At 68.5% G+C, this 24,193-nt stretch carries 20 protein-coding genes; 9 read left to right on the forward strand and 11 right to left on the reverse strand.

Annotated features, from left to right (window positions below; genetic code table 11):
• The 6 genes from I0D00_RS05990 to putA all read right to left on the reverse strand — a co-directional run bounded on the left by I0D00_RS05990 (position 1) and on the right by putA (position 10,443).
• On the reverse strand, positions 1-1,446 hold the full coding sequence (locus I0D00_RS05990) for an aldehyde dehydrogenase family protein (protein ID WP_213638838.1): 1,446 nt from the start codon (positions 1,444-1,446) through the stop codon (positions 1-3).
• A gap of 10 nt (positions 1,447-1,456) precedes the next feature.
• A complete protein-coding gene (locus tag I0D00_RS05995; RefSeq protein ID WP_213638839.1) occupies positions 1,457-2,647 on the reverse strand; it encodes an aromatic ring-hydroxylating oxygenase subunit alpha in 1,191 nt (396 codons plus the stop codon).
• A gap of 581 nt (positions 2,648-3,228) precedes the next feature.
• On the reverse strand, positions 3,229-4,146 hold the full coding sequence (locus tag I0D00_RS06000; RefSeq protein ID WP_213638840.1) for a LysR substrate-binding domain-containing protein: 918 nt from the start codon (positions 4,144-4,146) through the stop codon (positions 3,229-3,231).
• 83 nt (positions 4,147-4,229) lie between these two features.
• Positions 4,230-5,354 carry a 2OG-Fe(II) oxygenase gene (locus I0D00_RS06005; protein WP_338050392.1) on the reverse strand — a complete coding sequence of 375 codons (1,125 nt, stop codon included), beginning with the start codon at positions 5,352-5,354 and terminating at the stop codon, positions 4,230-4,232.
• Positions 5,355-5,626: 272 nt separating this feature from the next.
• Entirely contained in the window at positions 5,627-7,111 is a 1,485-nt protein-coding gene (gene putP, locus I0D00_RS06010; protein WP_213638842.1) for a sodium/proline symporter PutP, read from the reverse strand.
• A 152-nt stretch (positions 7,112-7,263) separates the two neighbouring features.
• Positions 7,264-10,443 (reverse strand): bifunctional proline dehydrogenase/L-glutamate gamma-semialdehyde dehydrogenase PutA, encoded by a 3,180-nt coding sequence (gene putA / locus I0D00_RS06015; RefSeq protein ID WP_213638843.1) that lies wholly within the window; start codon positions 10,441-10,443, stop codon positions 7,264-7,266.
• A gap of 1,270 nt (positions 10,444-11,713) precedes the next feature.
• Between putA and I0D00_RS21830 the strand changes: the two genes are divergently transcribed.
• From I0D00_RS21830 to I0D00_RS06030, 3 genes are read left to right on the forward strand one after another with little or no spacing between them, the layout of a single operon-like run.
• Positions 11,714-12,259 (forward strand): methyl-accepting chemotaxis protein, encoded by a 546-nt coding sequence (locus I0D00_RS21830; RefSeq protein WP_420850799.1) that lies wholly within the window; start codon positions 11,714-11,716, stop codon positions 12,257-12,259.
• Positions 12,260-12,264: 5 nt separating this feature from the next.
• Complete coding sequence (locus I0D00_RS06025) at positions 12,265-13,125, forward strand: nitrate- and nitrite sensing domain-containing protein (protein WP_213638845.1); 861 nt, start codon at positions 12,265-12,267, stop codon at positions 13,123-13,125.
• 10 nt (positions 13,126-13,135) lie between these two features.
• Positions 13,136-14,422 (forward strand): EAL domain-containing protein, encoded by a 1,287-nt coding sequence (locus I0D00_RS06030; protein WP_213638846.1) that lies wholly within the window; start codon positions 13,136-13,138, stop codon positions 14,420-14,422.
• Between the two features lie 78 nt (positions 14,423-14,500).
• Here I0D00_RS06030 and I0D00_RS06035 read toward each other — a convergent pair whose 3' ends face one another.
• From I0D00_RS06035 to I0D00_RS06055, 5 genes are all read right to left on the reverse strand, one after another.
• Positions 14,501-14,707, reverse strand: a complete 207-nt coding sequence (locus I0D00_RS06035) for a DUF2905 family protein (protein ID WP_213638847.1) — start codon at positions 14,705-14,707, stop codon at positions 14,501-14,503.
• A gap of 9 nt (positions 14,708-14,716) precedes the next feature.
• Positions 14,717-15,004, reverse strand: a complete 288-nt coding sequence (locus I0D00_RS06040; RefSeq protein ID WP_213638848.1) for a hypothetical protein — start codon at positions 15,002-15,004, stop codon at positions 14,717-14,719.
• A 90-nt stretch (positions 15,005-15,094) separates the two neighbouring features.
• A complete protein-coding gene (locus I0D00_RS06045; protein WP_213638849.1) occupies positions 15,095-15,346 on the reverse strand; it encodes a hypothetical protein in 252 nt (83 codons plus the stop codon).
• 198 nt (positions 15,347-15,544) lie between these two features.
• Positions 15,545-16,666, reverse strand: coding sequence for a cell division protein ZapE (gene zapE, locus I0D00_RS06050; protein ID WP_213640231.1), 1,122 nt, complete (start codon positions 16,664-16,666; stop codon positions 15,545-15,547).
• A gap of 25 nt (positions 16,667-16,691) precedes the next feature.
• Positions 16,692-17,444 (reverse strand): helix-turn-helix transcriptional regulator, encoded by a 753-nt coding sequence (locus tag I0D00_RS06055; protein WP_213638850.1) that lies wholly within the window; start codon positions 17,442-17,444, stop codon positions 16,692-16,694.
• 258 nt (positions 17,445-17,702) lie between these two features.
• Here I0D00_RS06055 and I0D00_RS06060 point away from each other — a divergent pair, with 258 nt between their 5' ends.
• From I0D00_RS06060 to cmoB, 6 genes are all read left to right on the forward strand, one after another.
• Positions 17,703-18,395 carry a hypothetical protein gene (locus I0D00_RS06060; protein WP_213638851.1) on the forward strand — a complete coding sequence of 231 codons (693 nt, stop codon included), beginning with the start codon at positions 17,703-17,705 and terminating at the stop codon, positions 18,393-18,395.
• 118 nt (positions 18,396-18,513) lie between these two features.
• Positions 18,514-20,913 carry an endopeptidase La gene (gene lon, locus I0D00_RS06065; RefSeq protein ID WP_213638852.1) on the forward strand — a complete coding sequence of 800 codons (2,400 nt, stop codon included), beginning with the start codon at positions 18,514-18,516 and terminating at the stop codon, positions 20,911-20,913.
• 89 nt (positions 20,914-21,002) lie between these two features.
• Positions 21,003-21,395 carry a protease inhibitor I42 family protein gene (locus I0D00_RS06070; protein WP_213638853.1) on the forward strand — a complete coding sequence of 131 codons (393 nt, stop codon included), beginning with the start codon at positions 21,003-21,005 and terminating at the stop codon, positions 21,393-21,395.
• A gap of 252 nt (positions 21,396-21,647) precedes the next feature.
• On the forward strand, positions 21,648-22,220 hold the full coding sequence (locus I0D00_RS06075) for a hypothetical protein (protein ID WP_213638854.1): 573 nt from the start codon (positions 21,648-21,650) through the stop codon (positions 22,218-22,220).
• Positions 22,221-22,435: 215 nt separating this feature from the next.
• Positions 22,436-23,179, forward strand: coding sequence for a carboxy-S-adenosyl-L-methionine synthase CmoA (cmoA, locus tag I0D00_RS06080; RefSeq protein ID WP_213638855.1), 744 nt, complete (start codon positions 22,436-22,438; stop codon positions 23,177-23,179).
• Positions 23,176-24,144, forward strand: a complete 969-nt coding sequence (cmoB, locus tag I0D00_RS06085) for a tRNA 5-methoxyuridine(34)/uridine 5-oxyacetic acid(34) synthase CmoB (RefSeq protein WP_213638856.1) — start codon at positions 23,176-23,178, stop codon at positions 24,142-24,144. The genes cmoA and cmoB overlap by 4 nt, the downstream gene beginning before the upstream one ends.
• The last annotated feature ends 49 nt before the right edge of the window (positions 24,145-24,193 follow it).

Consider the following 24,193-nt stretch of genomic DNA (forward strand, 5'->3'; position numbering starts at 1 on the left):
TTACTCCCCCGCCACGCGAATGGCGACGTTCTTGGTCCGCACGTAGCTGTACAGCGCCTCCTGGCCCTTCTCGCGGCCGAAGCCGGACAGGCCGACGCCGCCGAACGGCGTCTCGATGCCGCCGGCATACCACTCGTTGACGAACACCTGGCCGGCCTTGAGGCGCCGGGCGCAACGCATGGCGCGGCTGATGTCCTGGGTGAACACCCCGGCCACCAGGCCGAACTCGGTGCCGTTGGCAATCGCCAGGGCCTGTTCTTCGCTGTCGAAGGGGATGATCGCCAGGACCGGGCCGAACACCTCCTCCTGGGCGATGCACATCTCGGGGCTGACGTCGCGGAACACGGTCGGGCGCATGAAGTGCCCGGCGCGGTCGCTGTAAGCCTCACCGCCGGTGGCCACCACCGCACCCTCATCGATTGCGCGCCGACACAAGGTTTCGATGCTGGCCAGTTGCCCGGCGCTGACCACCGGGGTGAGGTCCGGGTTGTCCTGGCCGAGGCCGACGCTGAGGCCTTCGGCCAGCTCGACCACGGACTGGACGATTTCTTCGTAGATCTCGCGCTGCACCAGCAGGCGCGACATGGCCGAGCAGACCTGGCCGGCATTGAAGAAGATGCCGCCCTTGACGCTGGCCAGCAGCTGCTGGCGGTCGACGTCGGCGAAGGCGATGGCCGCCGACTTGCCGCCCAGCTCCATGACACTGGGGATGGCGTGCGCGGCGGCGTCACGGAGGATGGTCTGGCCGGTCGGCACCGAGCCGGTGAAGACGATCTGGTCGACCTTGGCACTGCCCACCAGGTGCGTGCCGACCTCGCGACCGCGGCCGCAGATCAGGTTGACCGCGCCCTGGGGCAGGCCGGCCTGGGCGATGGCGCGCACCAGCACGCACATGCCCAGCGGCGACAGCTCCGGCGACTTGATCACCACCGCGTTGCCGGCCGCCAGGGCCGGGGCCAGGGAGCGGGCGCAGATCGACACCGGGAAGTTCCACGGCACGATCTGCGCGGAGACGCCCATGGGGTCGTAGACGGTGAAGTCCATGTAGCCGTCGCCCAGGGGGATCGAGGTGCCCTCGATCTTGTCGGCCATGCCGGCGTAGTACTCGAAGTAGCGCGCCGCCTCGATGAACTCGTCGCGGGCGTCATTCAGGCTCTTGCCGTTCTCCTGGCACAAGACCCAGGCGCCCTCCTCGGCCACCGCGCGGATCTCCGCGGCGATGCGCAGCAGCCAGGTGACCCGCTGCGCCGGGCGCACGCGGCTCAGCTCGCCGCTGTCGGCGCAGCGCCGGGCGGCGATCAGGGCGCGCTCGGCATCGGCGACAGAGGCCTGGGCGATGGTCGCCAGCGGCGCGCCGGTGCCGGGGTTGTTGACGGTCAGGCGCGACTCGCTGTCGCACCACTGCCCGTCGATATAGTTCTGCCAATGCTCGGCGATCGGATACATGGCGGCCTCCTCAGGCGTTCTGGGCGACGGCCAGCAGCTTGCGTGCGGCCCACTGGTGGAAGTAGTGGGTGGGGACGTCCATCTCCGGGGAGAAGGCGCCGCCGCCGTAGCCGGGCGAGTGACGGCCCTTCTGCATGCCTTCGACCGAGGCGATGTCCTCGGCGAACACCACCTTCCAGGATTCCAGGATGGCGTTGCGGCAGGCGGCGTACTCGTCGCCCAGGGCCTCGTCGCCGACGTAGAACAGGCGCAGGTGCTCGATGGTGCGGCCCGGCGCCACCGGCTCCAGCTGCATGGCGAAGGCGTGGTCGGCCTGGATGCCTAGCAGCACGTTGGGGAAGAAGGCCACGTACTCGGCGTTGCGCAGGCGGTCCTGGGGCCAGCTGGGGAACTGCGGCAGGTGGGTGCCGGCGACGTCGGAGAGGTTGTAGGCGTAGCTGCCCTGGCCGGCGAACTGCTCGTCGAACAGGATGTTGTAGTGGTCTTCCAGGCGCGAGTAGGTGTTCAGGCTCGGGTGCACCCAGGGCAGGTGGTAGGCCTCGCAGTAGTTCTCCACCGCCAGCTTCCAGTTGCACTTGATGTCCAGGGTGGTGGCGTCCATGTGCGCGCGGCGGCGCATCAGGTTCATGCCGTCCTCGCCGAGGAACTGGCTCCAGCGCGCGGTCAGCGGGGCCAGCATCTCCTCCAACGGCTGGGCGTCGCCGGACAGGTTGACGAACACCATGTCCATCCAGATGGCGCTGCGGATCGCCTTCAGGCCATGCTTCTCGCAGGCGAAGCGCTCGTCCTTGTGCTTGTCGATGCCGCCGACGTGGGGCGTGCCCTTGAGGCCGCCGTTGAGGTCGTAGGTCCAGGAGTGGTAGGGGCAGCGGATCACGCCCTGCACGGCGCCCTCTTCCTCCACCAGCTTCATGCCGCGGTGGCTGCAGACGTTGTGGAACACCTGCACCAGACCCTCGCGGTTGCGCATCAGCAGCAGCGGCAGGCCCATGAAGTCGACCGGCTTGACCGAGCCGTTCTGGCTCAGGTCGCTGGCGAAGCCGACGCAGGCCCAGGTCTTGCCCATGATCTGATCGCGCTCCAGTTCGAACAGGCGCTGATCGGTGTAGAACTCGTTGGACAGGCCGGTGGCCTCGTGGATCGGGGCGAGGACGGTTTCCAGCTGCTGCACTGGAATCTGCTGAGAAGTGGCTTGGGTCATTGTTGTTCTCCCCTGCTGGGCACGGTTGCTGATGAGCGGCAGGCGCATGGGCCTGGCGTCGTTGGCGGCGAGTTTCGGCAACCGGGGGCGTGTTCGACAAACGAATTTTTACGGGGCTATTTATGAGCTTTAATCACAAATTCCCGAAAGCGCCTGCGAGGGCCAGTTCCTGATGGATCGAAGCCTTGCGCGGCCATATCCATGTATAAAAGTCATTAATCCATGACCACGAATGGCTTGCCGGGTGGGCCCGGCGCGGGCAACCTGTCGCCCCGATGGAGCGTGGACACGGCGACCGCCGCCGGCCTCGATCCTGCAAGAGAGCCTGCACCGCGCCTCGGGCGTCGGCCAGGCTCCGGCGCCCCGCCCAGCACCCGTGGCAGGGCGCTCGCCCACCCGAAGACTCCCGGCACGACCCAGGCCCCATGCCCGGGCGTGCCGGGCGGGGCCACCCCGCGCTACCGGCGCGCCCGGCCTGCACAGGCGCCGCCGTCGCCCGCCCCGGCAAGCGACGAAGGCACAGCCCCACGCACCACTGCCGCAGGTCACAAGCCTGCGGCAGTGTCCGTTTCAGCCCGGGATCAGGCGCCCAGGCCCTCCGGCGGCAGCTGCTGCATCAGCCAGTCGCGAAAGCGCTTGACGCTCTGCCGGCTGCTGCCGTGCCCCAGGGGCTCGAGCAGGCAGAACTGCGCATCGGTGTGCAGGGCCTCGCCGATCGGCCGTACCAGGGCGCCGGTCTGCAGGTGATTGTCGATCAGGTTCGACCAGGCCAGGGCGATGCCCTGGCCGCTGAGCGCCGTCTGGATCAGCATCGAGTAGCTGTTGATATTGATCCGGTGGCGGGGCTTGGGCGCCGGCTGGCCGAGGCGCTGGAACCACTCGCCCCAGCCGATCCAGTCGCGTTGCGGGTCCTCCAGCCACAGCCAGGTGCAGCCGGCCAGCTGTTGCAGCTCATGCAGGTCCGGGTGCTTGGCCAGGTAACCCGGGCTGCACACCGGGAACACCTCCTCGGAGAACAGCGGGGTCACCTGCATGTCCTTCGGCGGGGTGCGGCAGTAGTACAGCGCCAGGTCGCAATCCAGGCGGGAGAAGTCCTTGACGTGGTCGTAGGCGATGATGCGCAGGTCGATCTCTTCGTTGTCACGCTGGAACTCGGCGACCTTGGGCAGCAGCCACAACGAGGCCATCGCCGTGCTGGTGACCACGGTGACCTGCTGCGCACCGTGCCAGTGGCGGATCTGCCCGGTGGCATGGGCCAGCTGCTGCAGCGACTCGCGCACGGTCTCGTAGTACTGGCCGCCGGTCGGCGTCAGGTGGATCGCCCGGGTGGTGCGCTCGAACAGGGTCTTGCCCAGGTAGTCCTCGAGCAGGCGCACCTGGCGACTGATGGCGCCCTGGGTGACGCTGAGTTCTTGCGCGGCCAGGGTGAAGCTGAGGTGGCGCGCAGCCGCCTCGAACGCCACCAGGCTGTTGAGCGGGGGCAGGGGTTGGATTTTCATGCAGGCAAGGTCACGCTGATATTCTGGTTTTATCGCGCCAGTGTAGGGCCTGGCCTCCGGCAAGCCCAGGGCCGCGCGCCCTGCTACCCGCCCCGGCCCGCCGCGCGCGACCCGGCGGGGGCCGGCTCGAGCTCGAGAAATGCCTGGTTTTCCTCGCGGATGCGCCGCGCCTCCTCGTCGTAGAGAAACGGCAGGAACATGTAGCGCTGCCCGCGGGTGACCTGGGTCGCCTCGTGCAGCAGGGCGCAGGAAAACACCACGGCGCCGCCGACTGGCGCCGAGTACAGCGCCGGGCCGAATTCGGGAAAGCGCAACTGGCCGCCCTCGTACTCGCCGGTATTGAGGAACAGCGACACGGCGAAGCGCCGATGGGCCGTGCCCTTGGTGGTGTTGTCGCGGTGCACGCGAAAATGCCCCTGCTCGCCGGCGTCGTAGCAGCCGACCAGGTAGCGTTCCATGCGCGTGACCCGGAACTGGAAGGCCTTGTGGATCTCCGGCACCAGCCGCTCGTGGATGCGCCGCTGGCAGGCCAGGCGCAGCGCCTCGTCCGCCAGCAGGCAGTCGCGCCGGCTCTTGTGGTCCTTGCCCAGCACCAGCACCGTCTTGCCGTCGATGTCCTGCATGAAGCCGGACGGCTCGCCGCCCTGGCTGCGGTAATAGTCGATCAGCGCCCGGCACAGCTTGGGCTCAAACACCCGCGGCAGCACCAGCACCGGGGCCTGCATCCGCGCCGGACAGGCCGCTCCGACCGCCGGCAGGCGATCGAGCAGCGCCAGCAGTTCCCGTACATGGGCCTGGGCGTCGCTGGCGAAGGGCAGCACGGCGAGCACCCGCAGCAGCGGGTCGAGCACATAGCTGACCCGGCGGTACTGGCTGTCGGCCTGCTGCGCGCCGTACAGGGTGCTGACCGCCCGCTCGAAGTCCCAGAAGAAGCGTACCCCCGGCAGCCGGCAGGTGACGCGCTGCTGGCGCTCGTCCTCGGGATCGACCGAGACGCCGAAGAAGCACAGGTTGTCGTCATCGAAACGCCGGCGCTCGGCGGCCAGCAACTCCAGCACCCGGGCACTGAGTGGCTCGGCGGCCGAGCCGAAGAAGCACAGGACGATATAGCGCCCGGCGGCCGTGTCGAAGACATAGCGCTCGCGCAGTGGACTGCGGCAGGTGAACCAGGGGGCGGGTTGGCCAACGCCCGGGGATGGGACGCTCACAGCTATCGACTCCTGCAGGCGCCTGAGAGCCGCCTGACGATCCGCCATGGGATATTCAAGAGCGTAGCTGCGGGCGGCAAAATTGCCCGGCGCGAGCGGGGTTCGGCCGGCGCTTTTTCGGCATCCGCAAAAAAAACCGGCCCGACACCCTGGGGTGTGGACCGGCGAAGCACTATCGGGTCGTCGTGGAACCCGAGGCGGGCATCGGCAATGCAATCCGCGCTCGAGTGCCCCACCTGCAGACGACCGGCTGCAGGCAGGGATGAAACCCGTCAGGCCAGCTGGCCTTCGACCTTGTCGAACTGGGCCTGCAGGGCCGACTCCGGCTCCTCGGTGAACAGGCTGACCAGCACGATGCCGACGGTCGCCAGGATGAAGCCGGGGATGATCTCGTACAGGTCGAAGATGCCGCCGGACAGCTGCTTCCACACCACCACGGTGACGCCACCGAGGATGATGCCGGCCAGCGCGCCGTTGCGGTTCATACGCTTCCAGTACAGCGACAGCAGGATGGCCGGGCCGAAGGCGGCACCGAAGCCGGCCCAGGCGTAGGACACCAGACCCAGTACGGTGGTATCCGGGTTCAGCGCCAGGATCAGGGCGATGATGGCGATCAGCACCACGGCGCCACGGCCGACCCAGACCAGTTCCGCGTCGCTGGCGTTCTTCTTCAGCAGCGCCTTGTAGAAGTCTTCGGCCAGGGCCGAGGAGCTCACCAGCAGCTGCGAGTCGGCGGTGGACATCACCGCGGCCAGCACGGCGGCCATCAGGATGCCGGCCACGACCGGGTGGAACAGGCTGTTGACCAGGACCATGAACACGGTCTCGGCGTCGGCCAGGTCGGTCTCCAGGTAGCCCACGGCGACCCAGCCGATGGCCAGGGCGGCGAACAGGGTCACGGCGGTCCAGCTCACGGCGATGCGACGCGCGGTCGGCATGTCCTTCTCGTTGGAGATCGCCTTGAAGCGCGCCAGGATGTGCGGCTGGCCGAAGTAGCCCAGGCCCCAGCCCAGCAGCGAGAGGATGGCGATGATGCCCAGCGGCTCACCCTTGGTGTCGCTGAAGAAGGTCAGCATTTCCGGGTTCTTGGCCAGGATCGCGGCATGCGCGGCGTCGACGCCGCCCACGGCGTTGAGGGCGAACACCGGCACCAGCACCAGCGCCGCGGCCATCAGCAGGCCCTGCACCACGTCGGTCCAGGCCACGGCGAGGAAGCCGCCGAACAGGGTGTAGGACACCACGGCCAGGGTGCCGACCACCACGGCGATCTGGTAGTCGAAGCCGAACACGGTTTCGAACAGCTTGCCCGCCGCCACCAGGCCGGAGCTGGTGTAGAACAGGAAGAAGGTCAGGATGATCACCGCGGCAATCACGCGCAGGGCACGGGACTTGTCGTTGAAGCGGTTCTCGAAGTAGGCCGGCATGGTCACCGAGTCATTCGCCGCGTGGGAGTACACGCGCAGGCGACGGGCGACGAACAGCCAGTTCAGCCAGGTACCGGCCAGCAGGCCGACGGCGATCCAGCTGGCCTCGAAGCCGGCCACCAGGGCGTAACCCGGCAGGCCCAGCAGCAGCCAGCCGCTCATGTCCGAGGCGCCGGCGGACAGCGCCGCGGTGCCCGGGCCGATGGAGCGGCCGCCGAGGATATAGTCGGACAAATTCTGAGTGCGACGGTAGGCGACGATGCCCAACCCCAGCATCAGCATCAGGTAGACCACGAAGGTCACCCCTACAACAAAAACGTTCTGCTCGCTCATCTTGTTGTTCTCGTGTTGGCACGGCTCGGGCCGTGGCTCTAGTTTTTAGCGCGCGCGGTATGCGCCCGCTGCCTGGGAACCGCTGACCGGGCCGCCTGTGGGCGGCTCGGCCAGGGCCGGGAGGAGCCTTTTGGGCGCCTCCCTGTGTTAGCTCAGACCTCGTCGCCCAGCGACAGCAGCGAGGCGTTGCCGCCCACCGCCGTGGTGTTCACCGAGATGGTGCGCTCGTTGACGAAGCGCAGCAGGTAGCTCGGGCCACCGGCCTTGGGCCCGGTGCCGGACAGGCCGCAGCCACCGAAGGGCTGCACGCCGACCACGGCGCCGATCTGGTTGCGGTTGACGTAGAGGTTGCCGACCCGCGCCTGGGCCTCGATGCGCAGGGCGGTCTCCTCGTTGCGGCTGTGCACGCCGAGGGTCAGGCCGTAACCGGTGCCGTTGATGGCCGCGATCACCTTGTCCAGATCGGCCGCCTGGTAGCGGACGATGTGCAGGATGGGACCGAAGTTTTCCTTCTTCAGCTCGTCGATGCCGCCGATCTCGAACGCCACCGGGGCGACGAAGTGGCCGTCCAGGCCGGCCGGCAGGCTGGCCTCGGCGATCAGCTTGCCCTCGCCCTTGAGCTGGGCGATGTGGGCTTCCAGGCCGGCCTTGGCCTCGGCGTCGATCACCGGGCCGACGTCGCTGACGCGCAGGTGGGTCGGGCCGACCTTGAGTTCGGCCATGGCGCCCTTGAGCAGCTCGATCACCCGCTCGGCGATGTCGGCCTGCACGTACATCACGCGCAGCGCCGAGCAGCGCTGGCCGGCACTGGTGAAGGCCGACTGCACGGCATCCTTGACCACCTGCTCGGGCAGCGCGGTGGAGTCGACGATCATGGCGTTCTGGCCGCCGGTCTCGGCGATCAGCGCGGCGATCGGGCCGGCCTTCTCGGCCAACTGGCGGTTGATGATGCGCGCGGTATCGGTGGAGCCGGTGAAGCACACGCCGGCGACGCGGGCATCGCGGCAGAACACGCCACCGAGGGTGGCGCCGTCGCCCGGCAGGAAGGCGATCACGTCGGCCGGCAGGCCGGCCTCGAACATCAGTTCCAGGGCGCGGGCGGCGATCAGGCTGGTCTGCTCGGCCGGCTTGGCCAGCACGCAGTTGCCGGCGACCAGGGCCGCGGCGATCTGGCCCAGGTAGATGGCCAGGGGGAAGTTCCACGGGCTGACGCAGACGAAGATGCCGCGGCCTTCGTGGAACAGCTCGTTGCGCTCGCCGGTCGGCCCCTGCAGCTCTTCGCGGCCCAGGCGCAGGCGCGCCTGCTGGGCGTAGTAGCGGCAGAAATCCACGGCCTCGCGCACCTCGTCGATGCCGTCCTGCAGGCTCTTGCCGGCCTCCAGGGTGCACAGGGCCATCAGCTCGGCGCGATTGGCCTCGAGCAGATCGGCCAGACGCTCGAGCACGCTGGCACGGGCGTCGATCGGCGTGGCGTTCCAGCGCGGCCAGGCGGCCTGCAGCACGTCCAGGGCCTGCTTGGCCTGATCGGCGCTGGCGAACTGGGCGCTGCCGACCACGCGGCTGAGTTCGTAGGGGCAACGGACTTCCTGGGCGCTGCCGGCCAGCTGCTGGCCGTTGATCACCGGGGCGGCTTGCCATTGACGGTCGAGGTGCGGCTGGTAGGCGGACTCGAGTTCGGCCCAGGAGTGCTGAATATTCATGTTGATGCCTTGGGAGTTTTTCCGCGCGGCGCCGAACAGCGCGGGCGGAAGGGGAATTTTCTCATTGCTGAGCGACTTAAACTTGCGCAGTTGCGTCACCGGGTGACCGAGAAGTGACTCGACCGGGGTGCTCGGGTCGACCAGCTGGTGGACGAACGAGGAGTTCGCGCCGTTTTCCAGCAGGCGCCGCACCAGGTAGGGCAGCAGGTCCTTGTGGGCGCCGACCGGGGCGTAGATGCGCACGGTCTTGCCATGCTTCTCCAGCACCGTGTCGTACAGCGCGTCGCCCATGCCGTGCAGGCGCTGGAACTCGAACTCGCGGGGCTGCTCGTGCTCGGCGGCCATGGCCAGGATGGAGCTGACGGTGTGGGCGTTGTGGCTGGCGAACTGCGGGTAGATCACATCGCGGGTGAACTCCGACAGCAGGAAGCGCGCGCAGGCCAGGTAGGAGGTGTCGGTGGCCTCCTTGCGGGTGAATACCGGGAAACCGTCCAGGCCCTGCACGTGGCACTGCTTGATCTCGCTGTCCCAGTAGGCGCCCTTGACCAGGCGCAGCGGCATCTTGGCGCCGAGTTCCTTGCCCAGCAGGGTCAGCCACACCAGCACCGGCAGGCAGCGCTTGGAATAGGCCTGCACCACCAGGCCGAACTCGCCCCAGCCGGCGATGGCCGGGTCGCGCATCAGCTTCTCGTACAGTTCCAGGGACAGCTCGAGGCGGTCGGCTTCCTCGGCGTCCACCGAGATGCCGACGCCCAGCTTGCGGGCGCGCAGCGCCAGCTCGCGCACATTGGCGAACAGCTCGGTGAGCACGCGCTCGCGCTGCGCCACTTCATAGCGCGGGTGCAGGGCGGACAGCTTGATCGACACCGAGGGCTTGGGGCCCGGGCCGACCTGCGGCTCGGCGCCGACGGTGTCGATGGCCTTGCGGTAGTCGGCCATGTACTTCTCGGCGTCGGCCTGGGTCAGCGCCGCCTCGCCGAGCATGTCGAAGGAATAGGTGTAGCCCTTCTCGCGCTCCGGGCGGCCGTTCTTCAGCGCCTCGGCGATGGTGCGGCCGAGCACGAATTGCTTGCCCATGAGCTTCATCGCCTGGTTCATCGCGGCGCGGATCACCGGCTCGCCGGAACGCTGGATGAGCTTGCCGAGGATGTTCTTCGGGCGGCCATCGGCGGTTTCCGGGTCGACCACCTTGCCGGTCATCACCAGGCCCCAGGCGGCGAAGTTGACCAACACGCTGTCGCTCTTGCCGAGGTGACGCTCCCACTCGGCGGCATTGAGCTTGTCGCGGATCAGCGCGTCGGCGGTGGCGGCGTCCGGCACGCGCAGCAGAGCCTCGGCCAGGCACATGAGCATCAGCCCTTCCTGGGTATCGAGGCTGTACTGACGAAGCAGTGCGTCGAGGGTATCGACGGCATTGTCCCGGCTGCGCACGTCTTCGATCAACGTGCGGGCACTGCGGCGGATAGCCTCGATGCCGTCCTGGCCGGGATCGGCGAGCTGCAAGAGCTCATCAAGATAGGCTGCCTCGTCAACGCTGTAGTTGGCGCTGATGACAGGGAAAAAATCGGCGGCCTTGGCGGCAGAGATCCGGGTTAGGAACTCGTCCTGCAAGACGTGACTGGCTTTGAACATCACGCCCATCCTCTTATGGAAACTGTTGTCGTAATGGCACCGCTACCGTTTGAGCTTAGACCCACTGGTCTGACCACGAACTGCTGGGGGCACGCACGGTGCGAGCGGATTGCGGAATTTAGTGGCAGAGGCATGACAGCTTCTTGCGAAAACCTCCGTATTTTTTGCAGAAAGCTATGAGCCGAGGCATCGAGGGCGGGCGCGGGGTCCCCCGCAACCGCCGGGGCGAAGGGCCGGACGCCCCGGGCTAGAGGCGCCCCGGGCTAGAGGCGCCCGGGGCGGAGCGCGAGCGTCATGGGCGGCGTGCCCGCGCCGAGGGCCTGGATGGCCGGCCGGCACGCGTTGCGCCCAACCCGCCGCGCGAGCGGGCGAGAATCGCACCAGCCGAAGGGGCCGACGCACCATTTTGGTGGCCCAGGCGCCCCGCCCACGGCAGGCGGCGACCCGCCCCGGCGCACAGCCGTGACGACCGGGCAGGCAGGCCGAGCTCGCGCCGGCCCAGGTCCGTCGCGCCCTGCCGCGGCCCCGCGCCTGCAGGCAATGGCACCACTCTTGCTTTGCCCCCTGTACCACGGATCACATCCGCAGGACTCGCTCCTGCAGGCAAAGGCGCCTGAACCCACTGCGGCTGTTTCGCAGGGCTTCAGGCGTTTTTTTCGGCACCAGCTGGAGAACCAGACCCATGAAGTGGCTTACCTATCCCGCCTTGTTGCTGCTCGGCGTCCTGGGCGTTACCGGCATGTTGCGCACCCTGCTCGGCATCGCCCTGGCAGCGAGTGCCGCGGCGCTGCTGTTGCCCACCCAGCCCGCAGCCCTGGCCTGGGCCCTGCTGGCCTACCTGGCGATCTCCAGCCTGTGGCTGCTGTGGCAGGACGTGCTGCAGCTGCAGCACTATTACGACGGCTGCGCCCGACAGGCCGGCCAGGCGGCGCCCAGTGCCATCGAATGGCCGGTGCTGCAGCCGCTCGGCCGCAGCCTGCAGCAGTGGCTGCATCGAGAGCAGCGCCAACAGCAGCTGCTGCAGCAGCGCCTGGATGAAATCTCCCACTCCTCGCAGGAACTCGAACACAGCGCCGTGCTGGTGACCCGCAACGCCGAAAGCCAGAGCGACGCGGCCAGCATGGCCGCCGCCGCCGTCGAGCAGCTGAACCTGAGCATCGTCCAGGTCGCCGCCCTGGCCGACGAGTCCCGGCAGACCAGCCTGGTGGCCGGCGAGCAACTGAACGACGGCATCGTCCGCCTCACCGAGCTGGTGCAGCAGGTCGCCGAAATGACCCGGCAGGCCCAGGCCACCAACCAGCTGATCCTGCAACTGAACAGCAACTCGCACACCATCAACGAAATGTCCGGCACCATCCGCGGCATCGCCGCGCAAACCAACCTGCTCGCCCTGAACGCGGCCATCGAGGCCGCCCGCGCGGGCGAGAGCGGCCGCGGCTTCGCCGTGGTCGCCGACGAGGTTCGCCGCCTGGCCTTGCACAGCCAGGAGTCGGCGGCCGAGATCAGCCGCAACATCGAGTCGGTGCAGCAGCACATCGAGGGCGCCACCCTGCAGGTGGCGGGACTCAGCGAGCTGGCACAGCACAGCGCCCAGAGCTCGGAGACGGTGCGCAGCCTGCTCGACCGGGTCCAGCAATGCACCCGGCACCTGACCGAGCAGGTCGACCAGGTGGCCGTCAGCACCGAGCAACAGGGCAAGGCCGTGGCGGAGATCGCCGAACTGGCCGACCACGTCCGCCAGGGCAACGCCGAGAACCTGCGGGCCGCCGACCAGGCCCGCACCATTGCCCATCATCTGGCCCATCTGACGAGGTAAACCACATGCATGGCTTGCACGGGCTCGCGCTCTACCTGTCCATCGGAACGGCCGGCACGGTCGTCCTGACCCTGGCCTTCTACGGCCTGCACCGGAGGATGCAGCGGCACAAGCGGGTGCAGATTCAGGCGAACATCCGCCAGTTGGCCCTGTTGCGCGCGCTGATCGCCGGCTTCCAGCGCCACCGGGGCCTGAGCAATGGCCTGCTCTGTGGCGATGCCAGCATGGGCCAGGACCTGGGCGATACCCGGCGGCAGCTGGACCAGCATATCCGTGAGGCGCAGGCGCTCGGCGGTAGCCACCGGGACGCCTGGAACGGCCTGATCGATCACTGGTCGCGGCTGCGCCAAGGGCGCATCGGCACCCCGGCGAACAACCTGACCCAGCACCACCTGATCATCCGCAACAGCATCTACCTGATGGAGGATGTGGCCAGCGAAGTCGACCTGAGCGAGGGCCGCGCCACCCTGGGCTACCTGCCCTGCATCTGGCGCGAGGTGGTGCAGGCGGCGGAATGGGCGGGCCAGGCGCGCGCCCTGGGCACCGGCATCGCGGCGGCCGGCCAGAGCAGTGCCGAGCAGCGGGTACGGCTGCGCTTCCTCTACCAGAAGATTCGCCTGCTCGCCGAAACCGCCTTCGCGACCCTGCAGCGCCATGCCGGCGAACACCCGCAGGGCGACCTGTTCCGCCTGCCCCATCGCCAGCGGGTGATCGACGACTTGCTGCACTGCATCGAACAGGAGTTGCTCGGCAAGGCGCAACCGGCCATCGCCGCCAAGACCTATTTCCAGCACGCCACCCAGGCCATCGACGAGCTGCTGGCGCTGGTGGATACCGCGCTGCAGCAACTGCAGCCACAGCGCTAGGGGAAGCCAGATGCACAATGCCGCCCTGCCCTTGCCCACGTTCGACGCTGGCGCCGCCAGCGCAGCCCCGCACGCGCCGCTCGCCGTGCCCATGCAGTTCACCCGCTATCGCGGCCTGTCGCTGGGCAGCCATTTCCAGCCGATTTTCAGCATCGCCCACGGCCGCGCCGTGGGTTACGAAGGGCTGGTGCGGGCCCAGCACGACGACGGCCGCCCGGAGTCGCCGGCGGCGCTGCTGGCCATGCCGCGCAATGGCCGGGAGTGCCTGGAGCTGGACCGCGCCTGCCGCACCCTGCACATGCAGAACTTCGCCCGGCAGGCCAGCGGGCAAGCCTGGCTGTTCCTCAACCTGAACTCGCAGTACCTGGTCAGCGAGCGGCCGGACATCGGCTTTACGCGAGACCTGCTGCAGGCCAGCGGCGTCCCCGCGCATCGCCTGGTCATCGAGATCATCGAGAGCGAAGTCCGTGACCAGGCCCAGCTGAAGCGGTTCATCCGCCATTTCCGGCAGCTCGGCTGCCTGATCGCGATAGACGACTTCGGCGCCGGCCACTCCAATTTCGACCGCATCTGGGACCTGCAGCCGGACATCGTCAAGATCGACCGCCGCCTGATCCGGGATGCCGGCAACTCGCCCCGGGTCGAGCGCATCCTCAACGGCATCGTCAGCCTGCTCCACGAGGCGGGCAGCCTGGTCGTCGTCGAAGGGGTGGAAAGCGAGCCCGAGGCCCTGCTGGCCATCGCGGCCAACGCGGCCAACGCCGACATGGTCCAGGGCTTCTTCTTCGCCAGGCCACAGCCGCGCCTCGGCGACCCGCCGGGCGCTGCCGAGCGCTTCGCCAGCCTGTTGCGCGGCCGGCAGTGGCATGGCCTCGGGCGCAGTGCCGACCTGCAACACTACGCGCGCGGCATCGAGGAGCTGTTCCGTCAGGCCCTGGCCGAGCTCGCCGAGCACCAGCAGTTCGCCCCGAGCTGCCGGGGTCTGCTCAACGATCCCCGCACCGTCCGTTGCTACCTGCTCGACGAGGCGGGCTACCAGGTGTCGCCCAACGTCTACCCCCTGCATTACCAGCAGCGGCTGAACCTGCGCTTCGCACCGCTGCTGTGCGGCGACAGCGCCAACTGGTCGCACAAGCACTACCACTACCGGGCCATGCGACAGCCGGGGATCGTCCAGGTCAGCCGCCCCTACCTGTCGGTGGCGGATTCGCGTCTGTGCATCACCCTGTCGCAGACCGTCACGGTCGACGGCCTGCGCCATGTGTTCTGCTGCGACCTGGATTGGCAGGATCGGTAGCGCCGCCCCGGCGGCTGGCGCGCCGGAGATCCGGGCGAAGCCGCAGCCCCGTCCGGCATCCAGTCGCCCCCGGCGAGATCAGCGCCGGAACAGATTGACCAGCAGCGTCAGCACCAGGCTGACCAGCAGCATCGAGGTCAGCGGGATGAACACCCGGCCACGCGCCGACTCGATGCGGATATCGCCCGGCAGGCGGCCGAACCACTGCAGCAGCCACGGCGCGAAATGCAGCGTGACGCCGAGCAGCAGCAGCGCCGCCCCGAACAGCATCAGCCAGCGCGCCATCGCCCCAGCCTAGCCGGCGCGCCCGAACTTCTCGTCGTAGCCCGACGGGGTCATGCCGGCATTGGCCAGGCACTCGCGCAGGTGCTTGATCTCCTGCTTGCTGCACTCGTTGCCTTTGTGCGGGTGGTGCAGGACGAACTCGTAGCCGTTGAGGATCACCCGGAAGCGCGCGCCGAGGATCGGCTCGACCGTGGCCTCGAGGTGATGCAGCAGCGACTCGACCTCACGCCAGTGGATGTTGCTGCGCAGCGGATCCTCGAAGATCGAGTACAGGAGATTCTGGTGTTTGTGGCTCATCGCGCGACCTCCTCTCGACTGCCCTCTTACCTCAAGGATAGCGAACCGCGTCTGGCGCCCCGCTCAGCCCCGGGGCGGCGGGCCCGGGGCCTAGTGGAACAGCGGTTTGCCGTGATCCAGGGCCTGGTCCACCAGCCACTTGCCGTGGGCGATCGAGGCGCGCTGGGCGCTCTCCAGCTCGGCGAGATAGAGGCTGTCCACCGGCAGGGTCAGGCGCTTGGTGGTTCGCCCATCCGGCGTGGTGATATGGCAGCCACCGGCCCAGGGCGTGGGGATACCCGGGTGTTCCACGACATCCGCGACTATGGTGTGGTCGCGATGGACGCATTGCATGGTGCTCATGAGACCTACCTCTCTGTTGAAATGCCGCCGGGTCGACGCCGCCCTCTGCGTTCGACTCCGACCCACTCGGCCGACGTGGATGTTCCAACTATAGAGCAGCAACTGGTGCGGTCTGCTTCCTCTGCCTGTCAAGGATATAACACAGGAACTCCGGGACGCCGTCCTCGCCGACGAAGCACGGCGCCCCCACGGCCGGTCCTAGGGGGCGGCCACGAAGCGCTGCAGCTGCATCTCCTGCAGCCGGCTCAGGGTGCGGCGGAACGGAAACTCCAGGTAGCCCTGGGTGTAGAGCTGCGCCAGGGGCACCTGGGCCTCCAGGTAGAGCGGGATGCGGCGGTCGTAACACTCGTCCACCAGGGCGATGAAGCGCCGTACGCCGTCGTCGTGCCGGGACAGCTCCGGCAACTGGCGCTCGCCGGCCTGCACCCGCTCCACCCCGTCCTCGGTTCCGCGGGCGATGTAGGCCGGCCGCTGCCGGGCGCCGAGCTTCGGCACCTCGCCGAGCAGGATGCTGGAGAAACGGTCGCACAGGACGATGAAGTCGAGGGCCGCCAGCGGCTGCTCGCACAGGTCGGCATAGCGGCACCAGAGCACGCGCTCGCCCTGGCGCACCGGCGCGACGCGGCGATGGCCCAGGGCGATGGGCTGGTCGCTGAACGCCCGAGCGCCGTTCAGCTCCGCGAAGACTCCGGCCAGGGCGCTTGGCCGACCGGGCTCGGCGACCCAGTAGCGCGGCTGCGCCACGCCGGGGTGCAGACGGTGGTCCTGGCCGCCGTCGACGCCGACCACCTGCATATGCCGCCCGATGGCCGCCACCGCCGGGAGGAAACGCTGACGATTGAACCCCTCGGCGTACAGCTGCTCGGGCGCCTGGTTGGAGGTGGCAACCAGCACCACGCCCTGCTCGAACATCGCCTGCAGCAGCCGGCCGAGGATGATCGCATCGCCGATGTCGCTGACGAACAGCTCGTCGAAGCACAGCACCCGCACCTCGGCGCCCAGCTCACGGGCCAGCGCCTGCAGCGGGTCGGCGGTGCCGCTCAGCTGGAACAGGCGGCGATGCACCCAGGCCATGAAGTGGTGGAAGTGCTGGCGGCGCGCCGGTACCCGCAGGCTGCGGTAGAAACTGTCCATCAGCCAGGTCTTGCCGCGCCCCACCGGCCCCCAGAGGTAGACCCCGTCCACCGCCGTACCGCCCCCGCTGGTCCGGTGCAGGGCCTCATGACAGCGCTGCAGGCCCTGCACGGCCTGCCATTGATCCTGATCGAAGGCGAAGCCGCCCTGCTCGACGGCCTGCCGGTAGGCCGCCTCCGGCGCCAGGCCAGCCTTCGCCCGAGCGGACAGGCTAGTCGGCACCGCGCAGGCGCTTGGGGGTCAGACCGAGGTAACGACGCATGGCCGTGGTCAGGGCGCTCTGGCTGGAAAAACCGCACTCCTCGGCGATGCGGATCAGCGGCAGGGGACTCTCGCGCAGCAAGCGTGCGGCACGATCCAGGCGCGTCTTGAGCAGGTACTGATGCGGCGTCAGGCCGACGCTGTCCTTGAACTGGGCATGGAAATGGCTGGGGCTGAGGCAGGCGACCTGGGCCAACTCTGCGACGCTGATGCGCCGCACCAGATGCTCGCCGATATAGGCATCCAGCCGTTCCAGGTCCAGCGGCCCCCGGGGGCGTGCCTGGCGCTCGCCGAACAGGCGCAGGTGCAGGGCCCGCAGCAGCACGCCGCCGAGGGCCCGGGCCAGCATCGGGTCGCTGCCGTAGCGCTCCAGTTCGGCGCCGGCGTAGCTCAGCAGGTTCTGGAAGTCGGCATCCAGCTGCGGGTAGCGCGGGGTCTCGAACAGATGGGTGAGCAGTTCGAGGTCCTCGCTGGGGGTATCCAGCTCGTCCAGGTCGAGGATCAGCATGCGATTGTCGCCCACGCCGGCGAACTGGTGATCGGCGTCGCCCGGCACCAGGCAGGCCCGCATCCGGCACACCTCGCCGCCCCGGCCGTTGACCTCGAACTCGGCACGCCCGGACAGCGACAGCACCAGCTGGTGGTGGTCGTGGGTATGCTCGTGGGCTTGGTCGTCCAGGCGAATCAGGCGGGCTTTGAGCATTGCGGCGGCAATTCCGGACGGTAAATGCGGAACTTTACCCAGTTCCGGCCCTCGCCGTCAGCCCCGCACGACCAGTGGCCTGCGGCCATGTCGGCGAACTGCACCAAAACCGCCGCCCGCGCCAGCGCTCGCCCAAAGATGGCGCACGAGCGCTCGCCCGGCGCCCGCCGGGGCCCGTGCCGCTGCACCTGCCGAGTGCCTGGCAGGAAAGTTGCTGCAAGGGTGTGCATACCTTCCCACGCCCCGAGAAGCCGCCCCATGCAACTCAGCATCGCCCTGATCCTGGCACTGGCACTGGTTCTGCTCGGCCAGTGCCTCAGCCGCCACGCCGCCCGTCGGCACCAGCTGCGCCTGCGCCGGCTGCACAGCGCCACGCTGCAACGCAGCCTGGAGCTGCTGCAGACCCTGCAGCAGCACCGCGGTCTCGGCGCCCAACAGGACATCGCCAGCACCAGCCAGCGCAACGCCCTGGCCCGCCGTATCGACCAGCTCTGGCTGAACTGGCCCGGGCCGAGCCTACAGCTGCCACCCTTGCAGCAGGACTGGCCGCAACTGCGGCGCAAGCCCGCCGACTTCGCCGCCCACTGCCAGATGATCGAGGCGTTGCTCGGCGTCATCGAACAGCTCGAAGACCGCCTGTGCCTGGAGACTGACCCGCCGCTGCGTGGCCTCGGCCAGGCCTGCCGCGTGCTGGAGGACCTCGCCCGCCTGCGCGGTCTGGCCATGCGCGCCGCCAACTACCGGCGCTGCCCCGGCGGCCTGCAGGTGCAGCTGCGCTCCCTGTGCCAGCGCCTCGCCGAACCGGGCCACGGCGAGCCGCTGCACGGCCTGCTGCGACGACTGGAACGGGAGCTGATCGAGGCGCCCCAGGCACGGCTGAGCCCAAGCGACTGCTTCGCCCTGCTCACCCCTTTGATCGACGCCGGCTGGCGAGACCTGCCCGGCCGCTGATGCGCCGTGGGCGACACGCCCGCCCCATCGCGTTCGATGCCCCCAGCGAACTGCCGAGCGATTGAAATACGCCGCGCACCGCCCCATGTAGCAGTCAACGTGCTACAGCAGGTGCCGCATGAACGACCCCGAAGACATCGAAATCGTCGCCGAGCCGGAGCAACAGGCTCCCACCAGCCACAGCCTGGCGCTGCCCGACCAGCAGCTGCCGGACAAGCTGTATGTGATCCCGATCCACAACCGACCGCTCTTCCCCGCCCAGGTATTGCCGGTGATCGTCAACCCGCAGCCCTGGGGCAAGACCCTGGAACGGGTGTCGAACACCGCGCACAAGTGCCTGGCGCTGTTCTACCTGGACAGTCCGCCGGGCGACGCCGCGGCCTTCGACCCCAACAGCCTGCCCGAGCACGGCACCCTGGTGCGCGTACACCACGCCACCGAGGAAGGCGGCAAGCTGCAGTTCGTCGCCCAGGGCCTGACCCGCGTGCGCATCCGCGGCTGGCTCAGCCGCAAGCCCCCCTACCTGGTGGAAGTCGACTACCCGAAGAGCCCGCTCGACCCGCGCGACGAGGTCAAGGCCTATGGCATGGCGCTGATCAATGCGATCAAGGAGCTGCTGCCGCTCAACCCGCTGTACAGCGAGGAGCTGAAGAATTACCTGAACCGTTTCAGTCCCAACGATCCCTCGCCGCTGACCGACTTCGCCGCCGCGCTGACCAGCGCCCCCGGGGCCGAGTTGCAGGAAGTGCTGGATACCGTGCCGATGCTCAAGCGCATGGAGAAGGTGCTGCCGCTGCTGCGCAAGGAAGTGGAGGTCGGCCGCCTGCAGAAGGAGCTGTCCGCCGAGGTCAACCGCAAGATCGGCGAGCGCCAGCGCGAGTTCTTCCTCAAGGAACAGCTGAAGATCATCCAGCAGGAACTGGGCCTGAGCAAGGACGACCGCAGCGCCGACCTCGAGCAGTTCCGGCAGCGCCTGGAGGGCAAGGTGCTGCCCGAGCAGGCGCGCAAGCGCATCGACGAGGAGCTGAACAAGCTGTCGATCCTCGAGACCGGCTCGCCCGAGTACGCGGTGACCCGCAACTACCTGGACTGGGCCAGCGCCCTGCCGTGGGGGGTCTACGGCCAGGACAAACTCGACCTCAAGCACGCCTGCAAGGTGCTCGATACGCACCACGCCGGCATGGACGACATCAAGTCGCGGATCACCGAGTTCCTCGCCGTCGGCGCCTTCAAGGGCGAGATCGCCGGCAGCATCGTGCTGTTGGTCGGTCCGCCGGGCGTGGGCAAGACCAGCATCGGCAAGTCCATCGCCGAATCCCTCGGCCGGCCCTTCTACCGTTTCAGCGTCGGCGGCATGCGCGACGAGGCGGAGATCAAGGGCCACCGCCGCACCTATATCGGCGCCCTGCCCGGCAAGCTGGTGCAGGCGCTCAAGGAGGTCGAGGTGATGAACCCGGTGATCATGCTCGACGAGATCGACAAGCTCGGCGCCAGCTACCAGGGCGACCCGGCCTCGGCCCTGCTGGAGACCCTCGATCCGGAGCAGAACGTCGAGTTCCTCGATCACTACCTGGACCTGCGCCTGGACCTGTCCAAGGTGCTGTTCGTCTGCACCGCCAACACCCTCGACTCGATCCCCGGACCGCTGCTCGACCGCATGGAGGTGATCCGCCTGTCCGGCTACATCACCGAGGAGAAGCTGGCCATCGCCAAGCGCCACCTGTGGCCCAAGCAGCTGGCCAAGGCCGGCGTGGCCAGGCAGCGCCTGTCGATCAGCGACGCCGCCCTGCGCGCCCTGATCGAGGGCTACGCCCGCGAGGCCGGGGTGCGCCAGCTGGAGAAGCAGCTCGGCAAGCTGGTGCGCAAGGCCGTGGTCAAGCTCCTCGATGCCCCCGAGCGCGCGGTGAAGATCGGCGCCAAGGACCTGGAGGCCTACCTGGGCATGCCGGTGTTCCGCAGCGAGCAGGTTTTGTCCGGCATCGGCGTGATCACCGGCCTGGCCTGGACCAGCATGGGCGGCGCCACCCTGCCAATCGAGGCGACCCGCATCCACACCCTCACTCGCGGCTTCAAGCTCACCGGCCAGCTCGGCGAGGTGATGAAGGAGTCGGCGGAGATCGCCTACAGCTACGTCAGCTCGCAGCTGAAGAAATACGGCGACGAAGCGGGCTTCTTCGACCAGGCCTTCGTCCACCTGCATGTGCCCGAGGGCGCCACGCCCAAGGACGGCCCCAGCGCCGGCATCAGCATGGCCAGCGCGCTGCTGTCGCTGGCACGCAACCAGGCGCCGAAGAAGGGCGTGGCCATGACCGGCGAGCTGACCCTCACCGGCCAGGTCCTGGCCATCGGCGGCGTACGCGAGAAGGTCATCGCCGCCCGCCGCCAGCGGCTCAACGAGCTGATCCTGCCGGAAGCCAACCGTGGCTCCTACGAGGAACTGCCCGACTACCTCAAGGCCGGGCTGACCGTGCACTTCGCCAGGCGCTTCGCCGACGTGGCCAAGGTGCTGTTCGCCTGACCCCGGCTCCGGCGAGCGCCGCGCCGGGTTCCGCCCGGCGTCGCTCTGCGGCTATGCTGGCAGGCGTTCGCCGATCACTGGAGCCCGTCATGTTCAACGCCCACCGCCTGTTGCTGCCCCTCGGCCTCGCCCTGCTGAGCGCCTGCGCCTACCAGCCTGGCAGCCTGACCGTGCAGAAGCAGAGCCAGTGCCCGCTGCGCCTGCACAGCGGCCAGCAGCTGGTGCTGATTCTGCCCAGCAACCCGACCACGGGCTTCCGCTGGGTGGTCCGCGACAGCGCCGCCGCCGTCCTCGCCAGCCAGGGCCCGGAGGTCTACAGCAACCCCGAGGACGCCGGCCTGGTCGGCAGCGCCGGGCAGTCGACCTGGCTGTTCAACGCCAGGCAGGCCGGCGAAGGCCGCCTGCTGCTGACCTACCAGCGCCCCTGGGAGGTCGAAGTGGCGCCGGCGAAGAGCTTCGACTGCGCCATCAGCGTCAAATAGGTTTCCCTCGCTCCAGCTCCCACAACGGACGGCGCTCAGGCAGCTGCCGAGGCTGCCCGCCGACCGTGCCAATCCCCTGGATTAGAGGCCCAGCCCAGGCCTCCCCGGCCAGCCGACCAGGCCCTGGATGGCGGCCGACAACTGCAGATTCGCCGCGCCACAAGCCCGCGGCGTGCAGCAGAAAAAACGGCGAAGCGCGGCCAGATCGACTATACGGAATAGAACACGGATCTAACTTCTGGGAGAGACGACATGAAGGTCGACTGGCGTGAAGTTGCAGTGATCGTGAGCCTGGTGTTCCTGCACGGCTGCAGCAGCCTGCTACCCAGCGAGCGTGTCGAAGTGCAGTCGCCGTTCGGCGACTACCTGGATGCGGAAATCCGCTATTCCCAGGCCATACCCGGCCGTACCAGCCGCTCGGAGCTGTTCTCCCTGGGCTTCGACCCGCTGGCCGAGGGTAACGGCAAGATGCTCTCGTTCATCGATGTGCGCCTGATGTTCGTGCAGCCGAATGTCCCCATCGACTACCTGCCGGACGGCCTGATGGAGTGCCTGGAGGCCAAGGACCGCTGCGTCGGCTACGCCTTCGAGTTCAACAAGACCGACACCCAGCGGGTCGGCAGCTTCTGGGCCGACGTGTTCAACTTCCGCAAGCAGCGCGAGCTGCAGGGCTGGACCTTCCGCGCGGTGTTCGTGCTGGTCGACGACAAGCTGGTGCACAAGGTCAGCAACGGCGAGCCGAACATTCGCCACTTCGAGGTCAAGCGCAACCCGCTGGGTCCCCTGCAGGGCGCCGGCGAGTTCTTCTCCGACCAGCTGAAGTGAGCCTGGCGGTCGACCCCAGGCGCAGGAACGCAGGGCCGCTGCGCATCCCAGGCCCTGCCTGGCCCGACTCTCTAATGCGGATTCGCCTCTGCACCACCTAGCTGGCACACCGGACACTGGTGGATGCTTGCCGCCCGCGCTCCGCCACCACCTAGGCTTTGGTCGCAGCCCCGTCTTGGGTAAAATGCGCCCCTCCCGCCTTGCTTGGAATCGCCGTGCGCCAGCCCCCCGACCGTCTCTTCGCCCATCCCCTGGCCCAGGTGCCGGACTTCGTCTTCAACGAGGACGTGGCGCGGGTGTTTCCCGACATGATCAAGCGCTCGGTGCCGGGCTACCCGACCATAGTCGAGAACATCGGCGTGCTGGCCGGGCGCTTCGCCCAGCCGCACAGCGTGCTGTACGACCTGGGCGCCTCCCTCGGCGCGGTGACCCAGGCCCTGCGCCGCCATGTGCAGATCGAGGATTGCCGGGTGATCGCGGTGGACAACTCCAGCGCCATGGTGGAACGCTGCCGCGAATACCTGCATGCCCAGGACGCCATGTTCCAGGAGCTGCTGCCGGTGGAGGTGGTCGAGGCCGATATCCTCGCCTTCCCGCTCCAGCCGAGCTCCCTGGTGACCCTGAACTTCACCCTGCAGTTCATCCGCCCCGAGCAGCGCCCGGCCCTGCTCGAGCGCATCCGCCAGGCCCTGCTGCCCGGCGGCGCGCTGATCCTCTCGGAGAAGCTGCGCTTCGCCGATGGCCGACAGGATGAGTTGCTGAGCGACCTGCATGTCGCCTTCAAGCGCGCCAACGGCTACAGCGAACTGGAGATCGCCCAGAAACGCAGCGCCATCGAGAAGGTGATGCTGCCGGACAGCCTCGAGCAGCACCGCGAGCGCCTGCTCGCCGCCGGTTTCAGCCAGGTGGTGCCCTGGTTCCAGTGCCTGAATTTCGCCTCGATGATCGCCCTGCCATGATCAGCCGCCTCGACCTCGACGCCCTGCAGCAGCAGCTGGCTGGCACGCCGCTGCAGGACTGGGCCGCCGGCCTGCCCGGCCAACTCGACGCCAAGCTGGCGGTCGGCCACGGCGATCTGCAGCGCTGGTATGGCGCGGTGCAGGCGCTGCCCGAGCTGCCGGTGGAACGGCGGGAGCTGCGGCAGCGCTTCAGCTTCGACGGCCCCTGCGACGAACGCAGCCGCGCCGCCTTGAAGAACGCCCTGCAGGGGCTGATTCCCTGGCGCAAGGGCCCCTTCGAGCTGTTCGGCGTAGAGGTCGACACGGAGTGGCGCTCGGACTGGAAGTGGCAGCGGGTCGCCCCCCACCTCGACCTGGCCGGCAAGCGGGTGCTGGATGTCGGCTGCGGCAACGGCTATTACATGTGGCGCATGCTCGGCGCCGGCGCCGACAGCGTGGTGGGCATCGACCCCAACTGGCTGTTCCTCTGCCAGTTCCTGGCGATGAAGAACTACCTGCCCGAACTGCCGGCCTGGCATCTGCCGCTGGCCTTCGAGGAGCTGCCGGCCAGGCTGCAGGGCTTCGACACGGTGTTTTCCATGGGGGTGCTGTATCACCGGCGCTCGCCGATCGACCACCTGCTGGACCTCAAGGAGTGCCTGGTCAAGGGCGGCGAGCTGGTGCTGGAGACCCTGGTGGTGGAAGGCGACGCCCAGCAGGTGCTGGTGCCGGAAGACCGCTACGCGCAGATGCGCAACGTCTGGTTCCTGCCCTCGGTGCCGGCGCTGGAACTCTGGCTGCGCCGCGCCGGCTTCGTCGAGGTGCGCTGCGTCGACGTCAGCATGACCTCGGTGGACGAACAGCGCGCCACCGATTGGATGCGTTTCCAGTCGCTGCCGGAATTCCTCGATCCGGCCGACCACAGCCGCACCGTCGAGGGCCTGCCGGCACCGACCCGCGCCGTGCTGGTCGCGCGCAAGCCGTAGGCTGGGTTAGCCGCACAGCCGCGTCACCCATCGACCGAAGGCAAAGCGA

This window comes from Pseudomonas lalucatii, from assembly GCF_018398425.1.
Classification (GTDB): Bacteria; Pseudomonadota; Gammaproteobacteria; order Pseudomonadales; family Pseudomonadaceae; genus Aquipseudomonas; species Aquipseudomonas lalucatii.

Excerpts from the sequence above, each read along its gene's own strand:
- I0D00_RS05990 (WP_213638838.1), bottom strand. The coding sequence starts at position 1,446 with ATGTATCCGATCGCCGAGCATTGGCAGAACTATATCGACGGGCAGTGG.
- I0D00_RS05995 (WP_213638839.1), bottom strand. The coding sequence starts at position 2,647 with ATGACCCAAGCCACTTCTCAGCAGATTCCAGTGCAGCAGCTGGAAACC.
- I0D00_RS06000 (WP_213638840.1), bottom strand. The coding sequence starts at position 4,146 with ATGAAAATCCAACCCCTGCCCCCGCTCAACAGCCTGGTGGCGTTCGAG.
- putP (WP_213638842.1), bottom strand. The coding sequence starts at position 7,111 with ATGAGCGAGCAGAACGTTTTTGTTGTAGGGGTGACCTTCGTGGTCTAC.
- putA (WP_213638843.1), bottom strand. The coding sequence starts at position 10,443 with ATGTTCAAAGCCAGTCACGTCTTGCAGGACGAGTTCCTAACCCGGATC.
- I0D00_RS21830 (WP_420850799.1), top strand. The coding sequence starts at position 11,714 with ATGACCCGGCAGGCCCAGGCCACCAACCAGCTGATCCTGCAACTGAAC.
- I0D00_RS06025 (WP_213638845.1), top strand. The coding sequence starts at position 12,265 with ATGCATGGCTTGCACGGGCTCGCGCTCTACCTGTCCATCGGAACGGCC.
- I0D00_RS06030 (WP_213638846.1), top strand. The coding sequence starts at position 13,136 with ATGCACAATGCCGCCCTGCCCTTGCCCACGTTCGACGCTGGCGCCGCC.
- I0D00_RS06035 (WP_213638847.1), bottom strand. The coding sequence starts at position 14,707 with ATGGCGCGCTGGCTGATGCTGTTCGGGGCGGCGCTGCTGCTGCTCGGC.
- I0D00_RS06040 (WP_213638848.1), bottom strand. The coding sequence starts at position 15,004 with ATGAGCCACAAACACCAGAATCTCCTGTACTCGATCTTCGAGGATCCG.
- I0D00_RS06045 (WP_213638849.1), bottom strand. The coding sequence starts at position 15,346 with ATGAGCACCATGCAATGCGTCCATCGCGACCACACCATAGTCGCGGAT.
- I0D00_RS06055 (WP_213638850.1), bottom strand. The coding sequence starts at position 17,444 with ATGCTCAAAGCCCGCCTGATTCGCCTGGACGACCAAGCCCACGAGCAT.
- I0D00_RS06060 (WP_213638851.1), top strand. The coding sequence starts at position 17,703 with ATGCAACTCAGCATCGCCCTGATCCTGGCACTGGCACTGGTTCTGCTC.
- lon (WP_213638852.1), top strand. The coding sequence starts at position 18,514 with ATGAACGACCCCGAAGACATCGAAATCGTCGCCGAGCCGGAGCAACAG.
- I0D00_RS06070 (WP_213638853.1), top strand. The coding sequence starts at position 21,003 with ATGTTCAACGCCCACCGCCTGTTGCTGCCCCTCGGCCTCGCCCTGCTG.
- I0D00_RS06075 (WP_213638854.1), top strand. The coding sequence starts at position 21,648 with ATGAAGGTCGACTGGCGTGAAGTTGCAGTGATCGTGAGCCTGGTGTTC.
- cmoB (WP_213638856.1), top strand. The coding sequence starts at position 23,176 with ATGATCAGCCGCCTCGACCTCGACGCCCTGCAGCAGCAGCTGGCTGGC.